The following is a 17618-nucleotide window of genomic DNA, read 5'->3' on the forward strand; positions in this document are numbered from 1 at the left end:
GACATGTCGCACAACACCTTCGGCCATCTGTTCCGCGTCACCACCTGGGGCGAAAGCCATGGGCCGGCGATCGGCTGCGTCATCGACGGCTGTCCGCCGCTGATCCCGCTGAGCGAGGGCGACATCCAGCCCTGGCTGGACCGACGCAAGCCCGGCGGCAGCCGTTTCGTGACGCAGAGGCGCGAAAGCGATACGGCCCGCATCTTGTCCGGGGTGTTCGACGACGGCGCCGGGCCGGTCACCACCGGGACTCCTATCGCCATCCAGATTCAGAACGAGGACGCGCGCTCGAAAGACTATGGCGACATCGCCCGCGCCTTCCGGCCCGGCCACGCCGACTATGTCTATCAGGCCAAATACGGGGTGCGCGATCATCGCGGTGGCGGGCGATCCTCGGCGCGCGAGACGGCCAGCCGCGTCGCCGCGGGGGCCGTGGCGCGCCGGGTTCTGGGCGAAGGCATCGTCATCCGCGCCGGCGTGGTCCAGATCGGCCCGCACAAGATCGCGCCCGACGCCGTCGATTTCGACGCCGTGAACGCCAATCCCCTGTTCGCCGCCTCGGCCGATGTGGTCGAGGTCTGGTCGGACTATCTGGACGGGGTGCGCAAGGCCGGATCGTCCATCGGGGCCGTGGTGGCGCTGGAGGTCACCGGCGTGCCCGTCGGCTGGGGCGCGCCCCTCTATGGCAAGCTGGACGCCGAACTGGCCGCCGCCCTGATGTCGATCAACGCCGCCAAGGGAGTCGAGATCGGCGCCGGATTCGACGCGGCCGAACTGTCGGGCGAAGACAACGCCGACGAGATGCGCCTGGGGCCGGACGGGACGCCCGCCTTCCTGTCCAACCAGGCCGGCGGTGTGCTGGGCGGGATCAGCACCGGCCAGCCGATCACGGCGCGGGTGGCGTTCAAGCCCACCTCCTCCATCCTGACGCCGCGCCAGACGATCACCCGCGACGGCGCCGAGACGGACCTTCGCACCACGGGCCGCCACGACCCCTGCGTCGCCCTGCGCGCCGTGCCGGTAGTCGAGGCCATGGCCGCCTGCGTCCTGGCCGACGCGATGCTGAGACATAGGGCGCAGACCGCGCCCCTTTCGTAACAGCTTCGGTTACCTATATTCACCTCAAACGGCGCCTCGCGCCATCTTTTGAGGGAGACCTGACATGATCGACGTTCGACGTTTCGACAGCCTGGGCGGGGCCGACCACGGTTGGCTGAAGGCCCGGCATCACTTTTCGTTCGCCAACTATTATGACCCGTCGCGCATGGGCTGGGGCCGGCTGCGCGTCTGGAACGACGACGAGATCGCGGCCCGGTCCGGCTTTCCGCCCCATCCGCATTCGGACATGGAGATCATCACCTATGTCCGCACCGGGGCCATCACCCATGAGGATTCCATGGGCAACCGCGGCCGCACGGGCGCGGGCGACGTCCAGGTGATGAGCGCGGGGACCGGCGTGCGCCATTCCGAGTTCAACCTGGAAGGCGAAACCACCACCCTGTTCCAGATCTGGATCGAAACCGACAAGCCGGGTGCCCAGCCCGGCTGGGGCCAGCGCGCGTTTCCCAAGGCCGACCGGACCGGGAAATTCACCGTCCTGGCCTCGGGCGACCCGGAAGGCGACGACGCCCTGGGGATCAACGCCGACGCGCGGGTTCTGGGCGCCACGCTGAAGGCGGGCGAGAGCCTGACCTATGATCTGGCGCCGGGCCGCCGCGCCTATCTGGTGCCGGCCGTCGGGGCGGTGGACGTCAATGGCGTGACGCTGAACGCGCGCGACGGCGCGGGCATCGTCGACGAGACCGCGATCACCATCACCGCCACGGCCGACGCCGAACTGGTGATGGTCGACAGCCGCTAAACTGCAAATCCTCCCCCATCGGGGGAGGGGGACCGCTTAGCGGTGGAGGGGGCTGGTGCACGCTTGGCCCCCTCCGTCTCGTCGCTGCGCGCCGAGCCACCTCCCCCGACGGGGGAGGATCTCACTCTTGCCTTCCCGCCCCTTACGGCCGATCTAGCGCCTGATTGAAACGCTGGAGTCCTCCATGTCCGATCCCGTCGTCATCTGTTCGTTCGCCCGCACGCCCATGGGCGGCTTCCAGGGGGCGCTGTCGGGTGTGAAGGCGACCGATCTGGGCGCGGCGGCGGTCAGGGGGGCGGTCGAACGGGCGGGCGTGGCGCCGGACAAGGTGCAGCAGATCTACATGGGCTGCGTCCTGCCCGCCGGCCTGGGTCAGGCCCCCGCGCGCCAGGCGGCCATCGGCGCGGGCCTGGGCCAGCATGTCGAGGCGACCACGGTCAACAAGATGTGCGGGTCCGGGCTGCAGGCGGCGATGATGGCCCATGACGCCCTGATGGCCGGCACGGCCGAGGTGATCGTGGCCGGCGGCATGGAGAGCATGACCGGCGCCCCCTATGTCATGGCCAAGCATCGCGGCGGCGCCCGCATCGGCCACGACGTCATTTCCGACAGCATGTATCTGGACGGGCTGGAGGACGCCTATACGCCCGGTAAGCTGATGGGCGCCTTCGCCGAGGATTCGGCCCGCGACTATCAGTTCACGCGCGAGGCCCAGGACGACTACGCCATCGAAAGCCTGCGCCGCGCCAACGCCGCCATCGACAGCGGCGCCTTCGCCGCCGAGATCGTTCCGGTCCAGGTGACCACCCGCAAGGGGGTCGAGGTCGTCTCGGTCGACGAACAGCCGGGCAAGGCCAATCCCGACAAGATTCCGACCCTGCGCCCCGCCTTCGCCAAGGACGGGACCATCACCGCCGCCAACGCCAGCTCCATCAGCGACGGCGCCGCCGCCCTGGTCATGACGCGCGAAAGCACGGCCAAGGCGCTGGGCCTGCCCATCGTCGCCCGCGTGGTCAGCCACGCGGCCCATGCGCACGAGCCGGGCCTGTTCACCACGGCCCCCGTGCCCGCCATGCAGAAGGCCCTGACCAAGGCGGGATGGAGCGTCGAGGACGTGGACCTGTGGGAGGTCAACGAGGCCTTCGCCGTCGTGGCCATGATCGCCATGCAGGACCTGGGCATCGACCGGGCCAAGCTGAACGTCAACGGCGGCGCAACGGCCCTGGGCCACCCCATCGGCGCCTCGGGCGCGCGCATACTGGCCACCCTGCTGTCGGCGCTTCAGGCGCGGGGCGGCAAGAAGGGCGTCGCCAGCCTGTGCATCGGCGGCGGCGAGGCCGTGGCCATGGCCGTCGAACTGGCCTGACGACGGTGGCCGGGGGGCTGGATCGCCGAAGCCTGGTCGCGGGTGTTCTGGCCCTGCCCGGCCTGGCTTCCGCTCAGACCGTCGCTCCGCCCGATCCGACCGAGACGATCCGCCTGTGGCCCAACGGCGCGCCGGGCGGCCAGGGCGTGCGCGTCACGCCCCAGGTGGTCGAGCGATCGACCGACCCCGGCTTTCACGACCGCTACGCCCAATACACCACCGACCCGATCCTGAGCGTCGTGCGTCCCGAACGGGCCAGTGGTGCCTCCATGCTGCTGATCCCCGGCGGCGGCTATCGCTGGGCCGTGGTCGACAAGGAGGGGCTGGACGTCGCGCGCGTCTTCGCGGCGGCCGGGGTCACCTGTTACGTGCTGCGCTATCGCCTGCCCGCCGACGGCTGGGCCGCCGGACCGGATGCGCCGCTTCAGGACGCCCAGCGCGCCCTGCGCCTGATCCGCGCCGCCGCCGTGGCCGAGGGGCGTGATCCCGCCAAGGTCGCCGTGCTGGGCGCCTCGGCCGGCGGGCATCTGGCGGGCCTGTTGGCGGCGCGCAGCGATGCGGCCTACGCTCCCATCGACGCAGCAGACGCCCTGTCGCACCGGCCGGACCTGTCGATCCTGCTGTATCCCGTGGCGACCATGGCCGACCCGCATGTCCACGCCGGGTCGCGGCGGCATCTGCTGGGCGAGGCGCCATCGCCCGACAGGATCGCGGCCTATTCACTGGAACGGATGGACTGGACCGGCGCGGCGCCGACCTTCCTGCTGCATGCCCTGGACGATGCGGCGGTGCCGGTCGAGAACAGCCTGAACCTGCTGGCCGCGCTCCGAACCGCCAGTGTGCCGGTCGAGGCGCATCTGTTCCAGGAGGGCGGCCATGGCTTTGGCGTGCGCCTGATCGCCGGCCGTCCGGCCCAGGCCTGGCCCGCGCTTGCCCTGGCCTGGGCGGCGCGTCACCATTGGCCGCAATGAGCAAGTCCTGCGACGAATGCGGCCTGTGCTGCAAGGTCATGGCCGTCACCGCCCTGGCCAAGCCGGCGCACAAATGGTGCCGGCAGTTCCGACGCGCCAAGGGCTGCGGCATCTATGACGACCGGCCCAGCGACTGCCGGGTGTTCAGCTGTGTCTGGCTGTTGTCGGACGACCGGCTGGGGCCGGAATGGAAGCCCAATGTGTCGGGCTTCATCCTGCACAGCGAGCATGAGCACCAGCTGATCGTGGAATGCGAGCCGTCCAACCCCCTGGCGTGGCGCAAGGAGCCGTATCTCAGCGGACTGCGCCGCACCGCCGACACGGGCAAGGAGGTGCTGGTCTTCGTCGGCCGACGCGGGGTGCGGCTGGAGCCGTTCGGCGGCGAGACGCCGGTGCGACGCGGCGAGGGCTGACGCCGCCGCCTATTTGGGATCGACGGTCTGGGCGATGCGCTCGGCCAGGATGCGATCCTCGCCGTCCACGCTGGCGACCCAGACGTGGATCTCGGCCGGCGCCGTGGTTCGCTGGAACAGATGCTCCAGCGCCAGCCGCTGGTTGTTCTCGGTCACCACGATGGAGCTGCGGCCCCCGGCATTGACCATCTGGCCGTCATAGATCGGGAACTGCGACCCCGGCCCGGCATAGATCATGACCAGCGATGTCTCGCCCTTGCGGATGGTCCAGACGTTGAAGTTCGGCCCCGGCCGGCCCGTCGTCATCTGCACACCGGCCGGCAGATCGACGCGGAACGGCAGGGCGGCGACGGCGGCGGTGTTCAGCACGGTCGGCGGCGGCGGCGCGGGCGGGGCCGGTTCAGCCGCCACCGGCGCGGGCGTCGGCGCGGGCGGGGGCGTGGGTGAAGCCGTCGCCGGCCGGACGGTCGCGGGCGGCGACGCGGCGGGAGCGGCCGATGTCGCAGGCGGCCGCGTGGCGGTGGACGGCGCCAGGACCGGCGGGGCGGCGACCGGAGCGGCGGGAGCGGGCGTCGGGACCGGTTGCGGCGCCGGACGCGTGGTCACCTCGCCCGGCGTCGGCAGAACGGCGGCCGGCGGCGCGCGGTTCAGCTCGCGCGTCAGGAAGGAACTGTTGGCGCCGCTGGACTGGGCCGAGGCGACGCCCGGAAGGGCCAGAACGAAGGCGGCGGCGGCCAGGGCCGGCAGAACGACTGTTTTCATGACCCCGACCTTCGCCCCGCCGGCGCGCGACGGCAAGGCCCGGAAAGCCACACCCGCATCACGCCAGCGGCATTTCCACCCAGAAGACGGCCCCTTCGCCCACGGTCGAGGTGACGCCGATGGCGCCGCCCTGAAGTTCGGTCAGGCGTTTGGCCAGGGCCAGGCCGATGCCGTGGCCTTCGACCGCGCTGCGTTCCAGACCCAGGCGATTGAACGGCTCGAACAGTTGGGCCTGTTTCTCGGGCGACAGGCCCGGCCCGCGATCCACGACCTCGATCCGCACGCAGTCGTCGGATCGCCGGGCGTGCAGAACCACGATGCCGCCGGACGCGCCGTATTTGATCGCATTGCTGGTCAGATTGCCGATCACCTGGGTCAGGCGCTGCGAGTCGGCCAGGGCCACCAGACCATCGCCTTCGCACAGGGTTTCGATCCGCAGCCCCTGGGCCTCGGGCCGAAGTTGGGCGCCGCGACGCACATCCTCCAGCAGGCCCGGCACGTCTGTGGGCCGCAGCTCGACCTTGACCGCCCCGGATTCGGCGCGCGCGACGTCCAGCAGGTCATGGGCCAGGGCCTCGACCTGACGCGCGGTCTTGACCAGCATCTGGGCCATTTCGGTCTGCGACGCCGTGGTCGGACCCAACTGGCCGCCGGCCCACAGCTCGCCGATGCCGATGACCCCGCCGACGGGGCTCTTGATCTCGTGGGCGACATTGGCCAGCAGGCGCGACTTGGCCTCGGACGCCAGTTCAGCGCGGCGCTGACCGGCCTTGGCCCGGTCGGCCAGACGATCACGCTCGTCCAGCAAGGCCGCCACCAGCAGGGTGGGCGTATAGCCGAACAGCACCAGCAGTTGCGCCAGAAGGGCCGCCTGGGCGCGCTCATGCCCCTGGACATACGGCCCCTGCCCCGCCATGGCGCCGCCGACCGCGAAGACCGCGACGATCAGCAGAGCGGTCGCCGTGCCCATCACGCGGAAACGCGCCGCGATCAGAAGCATCAGCGGCAGCAGGACAAAGCTCAGCGGAACCGGGCTCTTGATGAAGACCAGGGCGCAGGCGCCGATCAGCATGGCGAACAGGCCGACAGCCTCGATCATCCGCCAGGGTCTGCGCAGCATCAACAGATGCCGCCGCGTCAACGCCAGGCCGAAGCCCCCGATGACCGCCATGCCCAGGGCATGGCCGAACCACCACGTCTGGAACGTCAGGAACGGATCCGCGCCCGTCATCCGCTCCAGCATCAGGGCCGCGAAGGCGGCGGCGGGCAAGGGCGCCACCACCGCCGCGCTGAGCAGGAAACGCGCCGCACCCTCGACGGTGGACAGGTTCAGCGTCGGCGCGAACCGTCGCGCCAGAACCACGGCGGCGATGATCTCGATCATGTTGGCGGCGGTGAACATCAGGCTGAACCGCGGCGGGTTGCCGGCCAGGAATTCGCCCGCCAGCACGCCGGCCATGATCAGGCCGCCGAAACACAGGTCATAGGTAAAGCCCCGGCCGCTGCGCAGCCAGACCGCGACCGCCAGTCCGCCCGCGCCCCACAGGGCCGTGACCAGGCCGGCGGACCGCGCGAACAGAACGCAGGAGACGATCAGGATCGCCACGCCCACGGCCGTCAGAATGGGGGCCAGGGGTTGCGCGAACAGGGCCGCGGCGCCCTGACGATGACCCGATGCGGCGCGGTGTTCCGGGGCCTGCTCGGCGCCCGGCGATAGATCGTCAGCGGAGAGCGCGCGGCTCGTCATCGTGGGTGTCTCGGTCAGTCGCGTGACCGACACCCAACCACAGGTCTCCTAACATCCTCTGAAGCCGGAGAAATCAGCCTTCCAGGACCGCGCGGATCGCCCGGGCGCCCGCGACAGGGCCGTCAGGGTGCGCCCAGACGGCGCCGCTGATCGCCACGAAGTCGGCCCCGGCGCGCGCCAGCTCGCCCGCATTGCCCGCGTCGACGCCGCCGATGGCCACGCAGGGAATTTCCATCGCCTCCTGCCAGGCGGTCAGCAGAACAGGCTCGGCCTGGTGGGTCACCGCCTTGGTCTCGGTCGGGAAGAAGGCGCCGAAGGCCACATAGTCGGCCCCCGCCTCGGCCGCCTCCATCGCCAGGTGATAGCTGTCATGGCAGGTGACGCCGATCATGGCGTCCGGTCCCATGATCCGTCGCGCTTCGGCCAGGGGCGCATCCCCCTGGCCCACATGCACTCCGTCGCAGCCCAGTTCGCGCGCCAGGTCGGGCCGGTCGTTCAGGATCACCGCCACGCCCCGCGCCTGGGCGATGGGCGCCAGGCGCCGCGTCGCCGCACGGATGTCGTCGTCCGAGGCGGGCTTCACCCGGATCTGCAAGGCGGCGACGTCGCCCGCCTGAAGCACCGCGTCCAGGCTGTCGGCGAAGACGTCCAGGTCCGCGATCTGCGGCGGGGTCAGCAGATACAGCCGACAGGGCGGACGAGGCGGAGCGACAGGGGTGCGGGCCATGCCCTCGCCCTGCCCCCTTCGCCGCCCTGCGTCAACGGGGCGCGGCCGCAGCCATGCGAACGATTTGCAGTCGCCGCTGCGTCTGCTATGGAGAACCGTTCTCAACGGCAGCCCGAGTTCGCCGCCCGTGTACGTCTGCAACTGCAACGGCCTGCGTCAGCGCGACGTGGCCCTGGCCATCGAAGCCGGCGCCGTGCGCCCGCGCGAGGTGTTCGAACGCCACCAGTGCGCGCCCCAGTGCGCCAAATGCGTGTGCGAGATGCGCGACATGATCCAGCAGAGCCGCGACGCCTTCGCCATGGCGGCTGAATAGGTTTGTGACGGCAATAATCACTCGCATTTTCAATGTGATGATAAGTATTCGCAAGTGAACACAAGCCGATGGCTTCGTGTTATGGCCCTGCATGCCGTCGAATCCGCGGCGCAGGAGACTTGAGGCCATGAAGGGCGATCCCGCGATCATCCGCACTCTGAATGCGGTGCTGACCAACGAGCTGACGGCGGTCAACCAGTACTTCCTGCACGCGCGCATGTTCGAAAGCTGGGGCTTGGCCCACCTGGGCCACGTCATCTACGAAGAATCGATCGGCGAGATGAAGCACGCCGACATGCTGATCAAACGCATCCTGTTCCTGGACGGCTTGCCCAATCTGCAGGATCTGCACAAGCTGAAGGTCGGGGAAGACCCGATCGAATGCCTGGGCGCCGATCTGAAGCTGGAGATCGACAGCCGCGCCGCGACCGCCGCCGCCGTGACCCAGTGCGAGGAGGCCCGCGATTACGTCAGCCGCGACCTGCTGATGAAGATCCTGGCCGACACCGAGGAACACATCGACTTCCTGGAGAACCAGCACAAGCTGATCGAGCTGATGGGCGCGGCCAACTATCTGCAGTCGGCGATGAAGGAGATCATCAACGACGGCGCGGCCACCGGCGGCTGAACTCAGCGCGCCTCGCGCCAGGCCAGATGGGCGATGGCGGCGGTCAGGGCCACGACGCCCAGGCCGGCGCCCAGCATCAGGGCGGTGTCGTGCCGCCAGCCCTCGCCCATGACATTGACCGCCATCTGCCAGGGGAAGAAAACCCCCTGCTTGGCCCCGGTCGCCACCACGGCGAAGAAGGTGCCGCCGATGCCCAGCGCCAGGGCCGGCACGAAGCTGGCGAACCGCAGGGCGGCCCAGAACTGGATGGCGATCATCAAAAGGGCCGCCGCCAGCACCTTGGCCAGCACCCAGGCGGTCTTCAGCAGTTCGGGATCGCCGGTCGGGCGGATCGCGGGCTTCACATGGGCCGCCAACTGCACCGCCCCATAGGTCAGCGCCAGGTTCAGCGCCGACATCAGCACGACCAGACCCAGGACGCAGACCGCCTTGGCGGCGTACAGCCTCCAGCGCGGAACCGGCAGGGCGCGCAGATGGTCCCATGAACGGGGCGAATGCTCCATCTGCCCGACCAGGGCCGTCAGGGCCGTCACGCTCATCGGCAGCATGAAGAAGGCCCAGACCCCCACCGAGGTCAGCAGCCACTGCTCCCATGGCCCCGCCTGGTCGAAACGGGTGATGTTGAAGAAGCCGAAGATGCCGATCAGGCACGGCGCCGTCACCGCCAGCAGCAGGGCCAGCGACCGGTTCAGCTTGCGGATCTCGATGTTCAGAACGGTCCACATCACGCGGCCTCCTCTTGTGTCATGGCCGCGTCGCGGGCCGTGACCCGGCGATAGAGGCCCTCCAGAGAACGGGCCTCGGCGCCGATGGCGAAGACGGCGATGCCCGCCGCGACCAGGATGGCGTTGGCCGCCGCGCTGACCGCGTCCGCGCCCTGATCCGCGCCCGGCTGGATCACCAGTCGATCCCCGTCGAGCGTCGCCGCCAGCCCGTGCGCGCTGACGGCCGCCGCCGCCCGCGCGGGGTCATCGGTGCGAGCCAGAACGCGCGGCGTCTGTTCGGCCTTCAGCCGCGCCAGCTCCCCTTCCAGCACCAGCCGGCCGTCATGGATGACGCCGATGTGGGTCGCCGTCTGCTCGATCTCGCCCAGCAGGTGGCTGGACAGCAGCACGGTCGCGCCCGTCCGGTCCGGCAGGGTCTTCAGAAAGCGCCGCATGTGGGCGATGCCACCGGGGTCCAGGCCGTTGGTCGGTTCGTCCAGGATCAGGATCGGCGGCGCCCCCAGCATGGCGCGGCCCAGGCCCAGCCTCTGGCGCATGCCCAGCGAATAGTCCGACACCCGCCGCCCGGCGTGTTCGACCATGTCGACCGCCTCCAGCACCCGGTCGATCTCGGTCGGCGGCAGGGCCAGCAGCCGGCGCGTCAGATCCAGGTTCTCGCGCCCGGTCAGATGCCCATAAAAGCCGTGCGCCTCCAGCAGGGCGCCGACCCTGCGCGCCGCGCCGATCCGGTCGGCCGCCACGTCGACGCCGTCGATCCCCGCCGTCCCCTGAGTCGGACGGATCAGGCCGGTCAGCATCCGCAAGGTCGTGGTCTTGCCCGCCCCGTTGCGCCCCAGAAAGCCATAGACGGCGCCCCTGGGCACGGTCATCGACACCGCATCGACGGCCAGCCGCCGTTCACCGCGGCGGCCCCGGAACACCCGCGTCAGCCCCTGTGTCTCGATCGCCGCCATCACCCGCCCCGCGCCTTGAACTTTAAGTCTTGCCTAAAGACTGAGAAGGCGCGATCTTTAAGTCAAGATTAAAGATCGGACAGACGGACCCGGCCCCATGACCGCCCTCGACCTCGACCGCTTTCGCCGCATGTGCCGCCAGTTCCGCTGGCTCTCGATCTTCATGGTCATCAGCGTGGGCGCGATGCTGCTGCTGGCGCATCTGGTCTTTCCGGTCCTGAACTGGCTGATCAATGGCCGGGCGATGGATGCACAGCATACGGCCATCTCGTTGATCTGGCTGACTCCGGCGGTGTTTTATCTGTTCGCGGTCTGGTCGATCGGACGGGCCATGGGACAACTGGCCAATGGGCGGCTGATCCAGCCGACCCTGGCTTCGGCCCTGCGCCGGGTCGGGCTGTCGGTCGGTCTGGGCGCCGTCTTCACCGTCTTCCTGATGACCAATCTGCTGCGCGCGGCCGGGGCGGCCAAGGGCGGCTATCTGAACTTCGACGTCGGCGCCATGACCTTGGGCATGATCGGCGGCGCCCTGTTCCTGTTGGGCCGCGTGGTCGATCAGGCTGACCGGGTTCAGGCCGAGATGGACGAGATGATCTGATGCCGGTGCGTGTCACCCTGGACGCCCTGATCGTCGCGCGCGGACTGAAGGCCCGCGACCTGGCCGCCCAGGTCGGCCTCAGCGAGACCCAGCTGTCGCTGTTCCGCTCGGGCAAGGTGAAGGGCATCCGTTTCGCCACCCTGGCGCGGCTGTGCGCGGCGCTGGACTGCCGGCCGGGCGACCTGCTGGACTATGAGATGGACCCTGCGGATCTGAGCCGGCCCGACGCCGAAGAGACGGACTGACGGAACCGCTGCGGGCTGCGCGCCCTTTGTTCTGACGACAGAACCAGGGAAACCGCCATGCCCATAGACGACGCCATCGACGAGGTGCGCGACCGCGCCGCCGACCTGCTGAACGCCGAGGGGCGCAGCATGGGCCATGTGATGATCGGCGTGGCCCTGACCGCCGGCTTCGCCCTTCTGGCCACGGCGGTGGCGCGCGGCGCGATCCATCCTCGCCCGCGCCGGCTGGCGGATGCGCGCCAGGGCGATGCGCCCATCACCGAACGGCCGCGCGGCGCCTTCAGCCTGATTTTGCCCGCAGTGTTTTCAGCCACCACCCTGTCGGCGGTGCGGGTGTGGAACGCCCCGGCCCGGCCCGAGCGCACGCGGGCCATGGCCCTGTGGGCCGTCGCCCAGTCGCTGAACGCCGTGTGGATCGCCCTGCGTCCGGCCAGCCGCACGCTTCAGGTCGCCGCCGCCATGTCGACGGCGGGTCTGGCCGCCGCCTTCGCCCATGAGGCGCGCAAGCTGGACCCCGGCGCAGGCAAGCTGGCGGCCCCCACCGGCGCCGCCGTGCGCGTGGCCAACCGCATCGACCGCCGCGCCGGAACCGAACACACGGTGCACTGAGGGCCGCTGGGCGCGCCCCATTGCCCTTTTCGCCCGCTTCCTCTAGGGATCGCGCCCTCATTTCGCACGCCTGTCACGGGACGGGCCGCGCCCATCAGACAGTGATCCCCATGGCGAAAATCAACGGCAACACCATCAAGCCCGGCATGGTGCTCCAGCACAACGGCGGCCTGTGGGTCGTGACCAAGGCCAGCCACGTCAAGCCCGGCAAGGGCGGCGCCTTCGCCAACGTGGAAGCCAAGAACCTGGAGACGGGCAACAAGCTGAACGAACGCTTCCGCTCGGAAGACAAGGTCGAGCGCGTGACGCTGGAGCAGCGCGACTATTCGTACCTGTTCGACAACGGCGACAGCCTGGTCTTCATGAACGACGAAAACTACGAGCAGATCGAACTGCAGAAGCAATGGGTCGGCGAAGAGCGCATCCCCTATCTGCAGGAAGGCATGAAGGTCATCATCGAGTCGCACGAAGACCGCCCGATCGGCCTGGAACTGCCGGAACAGGTCGTTCTGGAAGTCGCCGAGACCGAGCCGACCGTGAAGGGCCAGACGGCGTCCTCGTCCTATAAGCCCGCCATCGCCTCGAACGGCGTGCGCATCATGATCCCGCCGTACATGAGCGCCGGCGAACGCATCGTGGTGGACACCACCACCGGCGAATACGTCCGCCGCGCGGACTGACGGAGTGGACAGTGATTAGTGGTCAGGGATCGGTTCGGCCTCTGATGTCCCCCATCGGCAATCACTAATCACTATCCACCAATCACCTTCATCGACCTCATCCGGGGCCGATCAGTGTTTGAACTTCTCCGCATGACCGGGCTGGACGCCTTGCAGGTCATGCGGACCAGGAGATTCCCATGGCCCTCGCCTCCGCCCTGCTGCAAGTGATGATGGATGCGGTCCGCAAGACCGCCCGGCCGATGCTGCGTGATTTCGGCGAGGTGTCGAACCTGCAGACCTCGCGCAAGGGGCCGGGCGACTTCGTCACCGCCGCTGACATCAAGGCCGAGGAAACCCTGTTCGAACTGCTGCTGAAGGCGCGGCCCGGCTATGGCTTCCTGGGCGAGGAGCGCGGCGCGGTCGAAGGCACGGACAAGACCCACCGCTGGATCGTCGATCCCATCGACGGCACCACCAACTTCATCCACGCCATGCCGCATTTCGCCATCACCGTGGCGCTGGAGCGGACGGCGCCGGACGGCGCGACCGAGATCGTGGCGGGCGTCACCTACAATCCGGTGCTGAACGAGATGTTCTGGGCCGAAAAGGGCAAGGGCGCCTATCTGAACGACAGCCGCATCCGCTGCGCCGGGCGCAAGGATCTGTCGGACTGTCTGATCGCCACCGGCCTGCCCTTCATCGGCAAGACCGGCCACGCCCAGGCGATCAAGGACATCCACGCGGTCGGCCAACGTGTCGCCGGCATCCGCCGCCTGGGCTCGGCCGCCCTGGACTTCGCCTGGGTCGCCTGCGGCCGTTACGACGCCTTCTGGGAACGCAACCTGCGGCCGTGGGACGTCGCGGCGGGCCTGCTGTTCGTGCATGAGGCCGGCGGCCTGGTCACCACCATCGACGCCGACGGCGACCCCGCCAAAGGCCAGCAGATCCTGGCCGCCAACCCGGACGTCCACGGCGCCCTGCGCAAGGTGCTGCGCGCGGCCTAGGCCGACTCTGCGTCCGCCCCTCGAAACTGAAGATCCGCCAGCTTGGCGTAGAGGCCGCCTTGGGCGATCAGTTCGGCGTGGGTGCCCTGTTCGACCACCCGGCCGTCGTCCATGACCACGATCCGGTCGGCGTTCAGCACCGTGGCCAGGCGGTGGGCGATGACCAGGGTGGTGCGCTTAGCCATGGCCTGATCCAGGGCCGCCTGGACCAGACGTTCATTCTCGGCATCCAGGGCGCTGGTCGCCTCGTCCAGCAGCAGAATGGGCGCCTCGCGCACCAGGGCGCGGGCGATGGCCAGCCGCTGCCTCTGACCGCCCGACAGGCTCTTGGCCCGCTCGCCCAAGGGGGTGTCGAAGCCCTGGGGCAGGGCCTCGATGAAGCTCAGGGCCTGGGCCTCGTCCGCCGCCTCGCGCGCCTCGTCCAGGGTCACGGTTTCGCGGCCGAAGCGGATGTTCTCCAGCGCCGAGCCGGAAAACAGCGGCGCCTCCTGCGACACCCAGGCGAAACGGCCCCGCACATCCAGAGGATCGGCGTCGCGCACATCCACCCCGTCCACCGCCACTACCCCGCCCTGCGGATCATAGAAGCGCAGCAGCAGGCGAAACACGGTCGACTTGCCCGCCCCCGACGGCCCGACCAGGGCCACGGTCTCGCCCGGCCGCACGGTCAGGTCGAAGCCTTTCAGCGCCGGCAGGTCCGGCCGGCCCGGATAGGCGAACCGCACATCGGTCATCGACACCTCGCCGCGCGGCGGCGACGGCAGGATGGCGGGCGCGGCGGGCGGCGCGATGGACGGCAGGGCCCGCATCAGTTCGTCGATCCGCTCCATGGCCCCGGCGGCCTTCTGAACATCGCCCCAACTTTCGCCCAGGGCGCCCACGGCGCCGGCCACAAACACCGACAGCAGCACGAATTGCAGCAGGGTTCCGGGGCTCATCCGGCCGGCCACCACATCCTGCGCCCCCAGCCACAACACCAGGGTGACGCCGCCGAACATGACGGTGATGATCATGGCGGTCATCAGCGCCCGCGCCCGCATGCGGCGCAGCGAGACGCCGAACGCATCCTCGACCGCCGCGCCGAACCGGCTGTCGGCCGCCTGTTCGCGGCCGAACGCCTGGACGGTCTCCAGCGCATCGACGCTTTCGCCGGCGAAGCCCACGGCCCCGGCGAACCGGTCCTGGCTGGCCACGGTCAACTTGCGCACCCGGCGGCCGAACAGGAACAGCGGCCCCAGCAGCAGCGGCACCGCCAGCAGAACCAGCCCCGTCAGCTTGGGGCTGACCACGAACAGCAGGGCCGTGCCCCCCAGCAATGTCAGGAAGTTGCGCAGCGCATAGGACACCGAGGTGGTCAGCAGGGTGTCCACCAGCTGGATGTCCGTGGTCAGGCGCGACAGCACCTCGCCGGTCCGCATCGAGGCGAAGAAGGCCGGGTCCAGCGACACGATCTGCTGGAACAGGGCCTTGCGCACGTCGGCGATGACCCGCTCGCCCGTCTTGGTGACATAGAGATAGCGCACCGCCGTGGCGACGCCCAGGAAGACGGCGTTCAGCCCCAGCAGCATGAACCAGCGGTCGATGCCCGCCCCGCCGTCCTCGAACCCGTGGTCGATGGCGCCGCGGGCCGTCGCCGTCAGCGCCAGCGACGCGACGGTGGACAGGATCAGCCAGAAGCCGGCGATGGCGGCGTCCAGCTTGTGCCGCATCAGAAAGGGCCAAAGACGCCCCAGCGGCCGCACGTCGCGGCGTTTGGCCCGGCGCTCGCCCGCCTCGCCCATCTGTTCGGCCAGCAGGGCGCCCGCGCCGGGGCGGTCGGAAGCCTGGCGGGAATCGGCGGCGGCGGGAATGTCGGTCATGGCGCCCGCCTCTTGCCCCGGAACGCCCCCCGGTGTAAACGCCGCCGCTCGCCCGCCGGACTCTCTGGCGGGCTTCTCATTTTTCGCGCACCGACGGTCGGCATCGTCATCGCGCCAGAGACCGGACGAAGCCCATGAAGCCCGATACGCACCCCGACTACCACTTCATCACCGTCACCCTGACGGATGGTTCGACCTATCAGACCCGTTCGACCTACGGCAAAGAAGGCGACGTCCTGAACCTGGACATCGACCCGTCGACCCACCCGGCCTGGACCGGCGGCAATCAGCACCTGATGGACCGCGGCGGCCGCGTGTCGCGCTTCAACAACAAGTTCGCCGGCTTCATGAAGAAGTAAGGCCCGATAGCGGCGCCTGCGCCGCACCTGGCTGTCGAAAAGCGTCGCACCCCGCGTGCGGCGCTTTTTGTTTTCCCGGAACGCCGATAACATCGACGGCGTTCGGTACGGGGGCGTGAACGCGGTGTTCTGCGCCAGTCCGGGCGAAAGCGGATTGACGATGAACCGACGGGAATTGGGTCTGGGCGTCGCGGCGGCGACCATGAGTCTGGCCGGACAGGCGGCGGCCCAGAGTGCGGCCGGTGCGCGCGATGCGGCGGCCATCGCCTTCTATGACGGGTTCAACGACCAGTTGGCCCGCCTGCCCTCGACGATCCAAGGCGACGTGCGCGCCTTCTATGAAATGAACGGCTGGCGTCCGGTCTGGACCCAGGACCGTCTGCGCGCCCTGAACGACGCCGCCGGCCGGGCCGAGCGTCACGGCCTGTCACAGGGCGACTTCTTCGATTTCGTGGGCCTGGCGGCCGATCCGGCCAGCAGCGAGATCCGCACCACCGCCGCCGCCCTGGGCTATGCCCGCGTCCTGGCCGAGGGCCGGGTGCGTCCCGAGACGGTCGAAGACCTGTGGGAGATGCAGAAGAACCGCGTCGACCTGCCTGGCGGTCTCAGCGACGCCCTGGGCCGCAGCCGCCTGGTCGAATGGTTCGAGGCCCTGCCTCCCACCGACATCGGCTACTCCAATCTGTCGGCCGGCTATATCCGCTATCGCCGCCTGATCCGCGAAGGCGGCTGGCCCGCCTTCCGCCCCGGCGCGACGATCGAACCGGGCGCCAGCGATGCGCGCATGCCCGCCCTGATCGCCCGTCTGGCGGCCGAGGGCGACCTGGCCGCCGCCGACGCCCCGCGCCTGACGGCCGAGGGTCTGGTCTATGGATCGGAACTTCAGGCCGCCGTCCGCAGCTTCCAGACCCGGCACGGCCTGGCAGCGGACGCCCGCATCGGCACGGGCACCCAGCGGTCCCTGTCGGCCTCGGCCGAGGATCGCGCCCGCCAGATCGCCCTGAACCTGGAACGCCGCCGCTGGCTGAAGCGCGAGGTCGAGCCCGAACGGATCGAGGTCAACACCGCCGCCGCCATCATGGTCTATTGGAAGGACGGCAAGCCGGTTCACTCCAACCGCGTGGTCGTCGGCACCCCGGCCAACCAGACGCCCAGCCTGGAAAAGCCGTTCGCCTCGGTCGTGGCCAATCCGCCCTGGTATGTGCCCGCCGGCATCGCCCGCAACGAGATCCTGCCGCGCGGTCCCGGCTATCTGGCCAGCCAGAACATGTACATCTCGAACGGCCAGGTGATTCAGCGCGCCGGCCCGCAGGCCGCCCTGGGCTATGTGAAGTTCGAGTTGCGCGACAGCTACGCCATCTTCCTGCACGACACCCCGTCCAAGGCGGCGTTCAACAACGCCTATCGCCATCGCAGCCACGGTTGCGTGCGGGTGCAGGGCGCCATCGACTTCGCCCGCCTGCTGCTGTCGCCGGACCCGACGCTGCTGGGCCGGTTCGACACGGCGCTGGACGCCAAGACCACGACCCGCATCCAGACGGGGCGCGAGATCGGGGTGCGGCTGCTATACTGGACCGCCTTCGTCGACGGCCAGGGCCGCGTCGCCTTCCGCGAGGACGTCTATTCCCGCGACGAAAAGCTGGCCCGCGCCCTGGGCATCGCCGTCAGCCTGCCCCGCCCGGTCGATGACGGCCGCACGGACCGCAACGACGTCGGGCCGTAGGTTTATTCGACCCGTCACCCTCGGGCTTGACCCGAGGGCCAGACGTTCGACCGCTGCGTCGTTTGGGATTTCGCGCCCAGCATGCCGCGGCCT

Annotated in this window: 20 protein-coding genes; 14 read left to right on the forward strand and 6 right to left on the reverse strand. The window is 69.6% G+C overall.

The features are described 5' to 3' along the window. Nucleotides 1-3 precede the first annotated feature (3 nt). The 5 genes from aroC to Q0581_RS00725 all read left to right on the forward strand — a co-directional run bounded on the left by aroC (nucleotide 4) and on the right by Q0581_RS00725 (nucleotide 4611). The gene (gene aroC, locus Q0581_RS00705) at nucleotides 4-1098 is read left to right on the forward strand and encodes a chorismate synthase (RefSeq protein ID WP_298696571.1); all 1095 of its coding nucleotides are present in this window, start codon (nucleotides 4-6) and stop codon (nucleotides 1096-1098) included. A gap of 64 nt (nucleotides 1099-1162) precedes the next feature. Continuing rightward, a complete protein-coding gene (locus tag Q0581_RS00710) occupies nucleotides 1163-1861 on the forward strand; it encodes a pirin family protein (protein ID WP_298696423.1) in 699 nt (232 codons plus the stop codon). 184 nt (nucleotides 1862-2045) lie between these two features. Next, nucleotides 2046-3227: an acetyl-CoA C-acyltransferase gene (locus Q0581_RS00715; RefSeq protein ID WP_298696426.1), complete on the forward strand. Its 1182-nt coding sequence runs from the start codon at nucleotides 2046-2048 to the stop codon at nucleotides 3225-3227. Nucleotides 3228-3232: 5 nt separating this feature from the next. Next, entirely contained in the window at nucleotides 3233-4198 is a 966-nt protein-coding gene (locus Q0581_RS00720) for an alpha/beta hydrolase (RefSeq protein ID WP_298696429.1), read from the forward strand. Continuing rightward, entirely contained in the window at nucleotides 4195-4611 is a 417-nt protein-coding gene (locus Q0581_RS00725; protein WP_298696431.1) for a YkgJ family cysteine cluster protein, read from the forward strand. Before Q0581_RS00720 ends, Q0581_RS00725 begins: the two co-directional genes overlap by 4 nt. A gap of 9 nt (nucleotides 4612-4620) precedes the next feature. Here the strand turns inward: Q0581_RS00725 and Q0581_RS00730 are convergent, their stop codons facing one another. From Q0581_RS00730 to thiE, 3 genes are all read right to left on the reverse strand, one after another. Continuing rightward, entirely contained in the window at nucleotides 4621-5373 is a 753-nt protein-coding gene (locus Q0581_RS00730; RefSeq protein ID WP_298696433.1) for a hypothetical protein, read from the reverse strand. Between the two features lie 58 nt (nucleotides 5374-5431). Beyond that, on the reverse strand, nucleotides 5432-7120 hold the full coding sequence (locus tag Q0581_RS00735) for a sensor histidine kinase (RefSeq protein WP_298696436.1): 1689 nt from the start codon (nucleotides 7118-7120) through the stop codon (nucleotides 5432-5434). Nucleotides 7121-7193: 73 nt separating this feature from the next. After that, entirely contained in the window at nucleotides 7194-7847 is a 654-nt protein-coding gene (thiE, locus tag Q0581_RS00740; RefSeq protein ID WP_298696439.1) for a thiamine phosphate synthase, read from the reverse strand. A gap of 127 nt (nucleotides 7848-7974) precedes the next feature. Here thiE and Q0581_RS00745 point away from each other — a divergent pair, with 127 nt between their 5' ends. Continuing rightward, entirely contained in the window at nucleotides 7975-8160 is a 186-nt protein-coding gene (locus tag Q0581_RS00745; RefSeq protein WP_298696441.1) for a (2Fe-2S)-binding protein, read from the forward strand. A gap of 127 nt (nucleotides 8161-8287) precedes the next feature. Then, nucleotides 8288-8788: a bacterioferritin gene (bfr, locus tag Q0581_RS00750; protein WP_298696443.1), complete on the forward strand. Its 501-nt coding sequence runs from the start codon at nucleotides 8288-8290 to the stop codon at nucleotides 8786-8788. Between the two features lie 2 nt (nucleotides 8789-8790). Here the strand turns inward: bfr and Q0581_RS00755 are convergent, their stop codons facing one another. Further along, a complete protein-coding gene (locus Q0581_RS00755) occupies nucleotides 8791-9513 on the reverse strand; it encodes an ABC transporter permease (RefSeq protein ID WP_298696445.1) in 723 nt (240 codons plus the stop codon). Next, nucleotides 9513-10466 carry an ABC transporter ATP-binding protein gene (locus tag Q0581_RS00760; protein WP_324523487.1) on the reverse strand — a complete coding sequence of 318 codons (954 nt, stop codon included), beginning with the start codon at nucleotides 10464-10466 and terminating at the stop codon, nucleotides 9513-9515. The genes Q0581_RS00755 and Q0581_RS00760 overlap by 1 nt, the downstream gene beginning before the upstream one ends. Before the next feature lie 97 nt (nucleotides 10467-10563). On the opposite strand from Q0581_RS00760, the gene Q0581_RS00765 reads away from it, so the two are divergent. The 5 genes from Q0581_RS00765 to Q0581_RS00785 all read left to right on the forward strand — a co-directional run bounded on the left by Q0581_RS00765 (nucleotide 10564) and on the right by Q0581_RS00785 (nucleotide 13584). Next, the gene (locus Q0581_RS00765) at nucleotides 10564-11064 is read left to right on the forward strand and encodes a DUF2975 domain-containing protein (protein WP_298696450.1); all 501 of its coding nucleotides are present in this window, start codon (nucleotides 10564-10566) and stop codon (nucleotides 11062-11064) included. Beyond that, nucleotides 11064-11309: a helix-turn-helix transcriptional regulator gene (locus tag Q0581_RS00770; protein ID WP_298696453.1), complete on the forward strand. Its 246-nt coding sequence runs from the start codon at nucleotides 11064-11066 to the stop codon at nucleotides 11307-11309. Before Q0581_RS00765 ends, Q0581_RS00770 begins: the two co-directional genes overlap by 1 nt. 57 nt (nucleotides 11310-11366) lie before the next feature. After that, nucleotides 11367-11918: a tryptophan-rich sensory protein gene (locus Q0581_RS00775; RefSeq protein ID WP_298696454.1), complete on the forward strand. Its 552-nt coding sequence runs from the start codon at nucleotides 11367-11369 to the stop codon at nucleotides 11916-11918. A gap of 110 nt (nucleotides 11919-12028) precedes the next feature. Next, nucleotides 12029-12598 (forward strand): elongation factor P, encoded by a 570-nt coding sequence (efp, locus tag Q0581_RS00780; RefSeq protein ID WP_298696457.1) that lies wholly within the window; start codon nucleotides 12029-12031, stop codon nucleotides 12596-12598. 179 nt (nucleotides 12599-12777) lie between these two features. Next, nucleotides 12778-13584: an inositol monophosphatase family protein gene (locus tag Q0581_RS00785; protein WP_298696459.1), complete on the forward strand. Its 807-nt coding sequence runs from the start codon at nucleotides 12778-12780 to the stop codon at nucleotides 13582-13584. On the opposite strand, the gene Q0581_RS00790 is transcribed toward Q0581_RS00785, so the two are convergent. Then, entirely contained in the window at nucleotides 13581-15443 is a 1863-nt protein-coding gene (locus Q0581_RS00790; RefSeq protein ID WP_298696461.1) for an ABC transporter transmembrane domain-containing protein, read from the reverse strand. The genes Q0581_RS00785 and Q0581_RS00790 overlap by 4 nt on opposite strands. 134 nt (nucleotides 15444-15577) lie before the next feature. On the opposite strand from Q0581_RS00790, the gene rpmE reads away from it, so the two are divergent. Next, nucleotides 15578-15802 (forward strand): 50S ribosomal protein L31, encoded by a 225-nt coding sequence (gene rpmE / locus Q0581_RS00795; RefSeq protein ID WP_298696463.1) that lies wholly within the window; start codon nucleotides 15578-15580, stop codon nucleotides 15800-15802. A 160-nt stretch (nucleotides 15803-15962) separates the two neighbouring features. Continuing rightward, on the forward strand, nucleotides 15963-17525 hold the full coding sequence (locus Q0581_RS00800) for a L,D-transpeptidase family protein (RefSeq protein ID WP_298696466.1): 1563 nt from the start codon (nucleotides 15963-15965) through the stop codon (nucleotides 17523-17525). The last annotated feature ends 93 nt before the right edge of the window (nucleotides 17526-17618 follow it).

The sequence above is a fragment of the uncultured Brevundimonas sp. genome (genome assembly GCF_937863155.1).
Taxonomy (GTDB): domain Bacteria; phylum Pseudomonadota; class Alphaproteobacteria; order Caulobacterales; family Caulobacteraceae; genus Brevundimonas.

Bases quoted from the DNA above. Each gene is read 5' to 3' on its own strand.
- thiE (WP_298696439.1), bottom strand. From the start codon at position 7,847: ATGGCCCGCACCCCTGTCGCTCCGCCTCGTCCGCCCTGTCGGCTGTAT.
- Q0581_RS00735 (WP_298696436.1), bottom strand. From the start codon at position 7,120: ATGACGAGCCGCGCGCTCTCCGCTGACGATCTATCGCCGGGCGCCGAG.
- bfr (WP_298696443.1), top strand. From the start codon at position 8,288: ATGAAGGGCGATCCCGCGATCATCCGCACTCTGAATGCGGTGCTGACC.
- Q0581_RS00730 (WP_298696433.1), bottom strand. From the start codon at position 5,373: ATGAAAACAGTCGTTCTGCCGGCCCTGGCCGCCGCCGCCTTCGTTCTG.
- Q0581_RS00785 (WP_298696459.1), top strand. From the start codon at position 12,778: ATGGCCCTCGCCTCCGCCCTGCTGCAAGTGATGATGGATGCGGTCCGC.
- rpmE (WP_298696463.1), top strand. From the start codon at position 15,578: ATGAAGCCCGATACGCACCCCGACTACCACTTCATCACCGTCACCCTG.
- Q0581_RS00760 (WP_324523487.1), bottom strand. From the start codon at position 10,466: ATGGCGGCGATCGAGACACAGGGGCTGACGCGGGTGTTCCGGGGCCGC.
- Q0581_RS00725 (WP_298696431.1), top strand. From the start codon at position 4,195: ATGAGCAAGTCCTGCGACGAATGCGGCCTGTGCTGCAAGGTCATGGCC.
- Q0581_RS00765 (WP_298696450.1), top strand. From the start codon at position 10,564: ATGACCGCCCTCGACCTCGACCGCTTTCGCCGCATGTGCCGCCAGTTC.
- Q0581_RS00790 (WP_298696461.1), bottom strand. From the start codon at position 15,443: ATGACCGACATTCCCGCCGCCGCCGATTCCCGCCAGGCTTCCGACCGC.
- Q0581_RS00800 (WP_298696466.1), top strand. From the start codon at position 15,963: ATGAACCGACGGGAATTGGGTCTGGGCGTCGCGGCGGCGACCATGAGT.
- Q0581_RS00710 (WP_298696423.1), top strand. From the start codon at position 1,163: ATGATCGACGTTCGACGTTTCGACAGCCTGGGCGGGGCCGACCACGGT.
- Q0581_RS00775 (WP_298696454.1), top strand. From the start codon at position 11,367: ATGCCCATAGACGACGCCATCGACGAGGTGCGCGACCGCGCCGCCGAC.
- efp (WP_298696457.1), top strand. From the start codon at position 12,029: ATGGCGAAAATCAACGGCAACACCATCAAGCCCGGCATGGTGCTCCAG.
- Q0581_RS00755 (WP_298696445.1), bottom strand. From the start codon at position 9,513: ATGTGGACCGTTCTGAACATCGAGATCCGCAAGCTGAACCGGTCGCTG.
- aroC (WP_298696571.1), top strand. From the start codon at position 4: ATGTCGCACAACACCTTCGGCCATCTGTTCCGCGTCACCACCTGGGGC.
- Q0581_RS00715 (WP_298696426.1), top strand. From the start codon at position 2,046: ATGTCCGATCCCGTCGTCATCTGTTCGTTCGCCCGCACGCCCATGGGC.
- Q0581_RS00770 (WP_298696453.1), top strand. From the start codon at position 11,064: ATGCCGGTGCGTGTCACCCTGGACGCCCTGATCGTCGCGCGCGGACTG.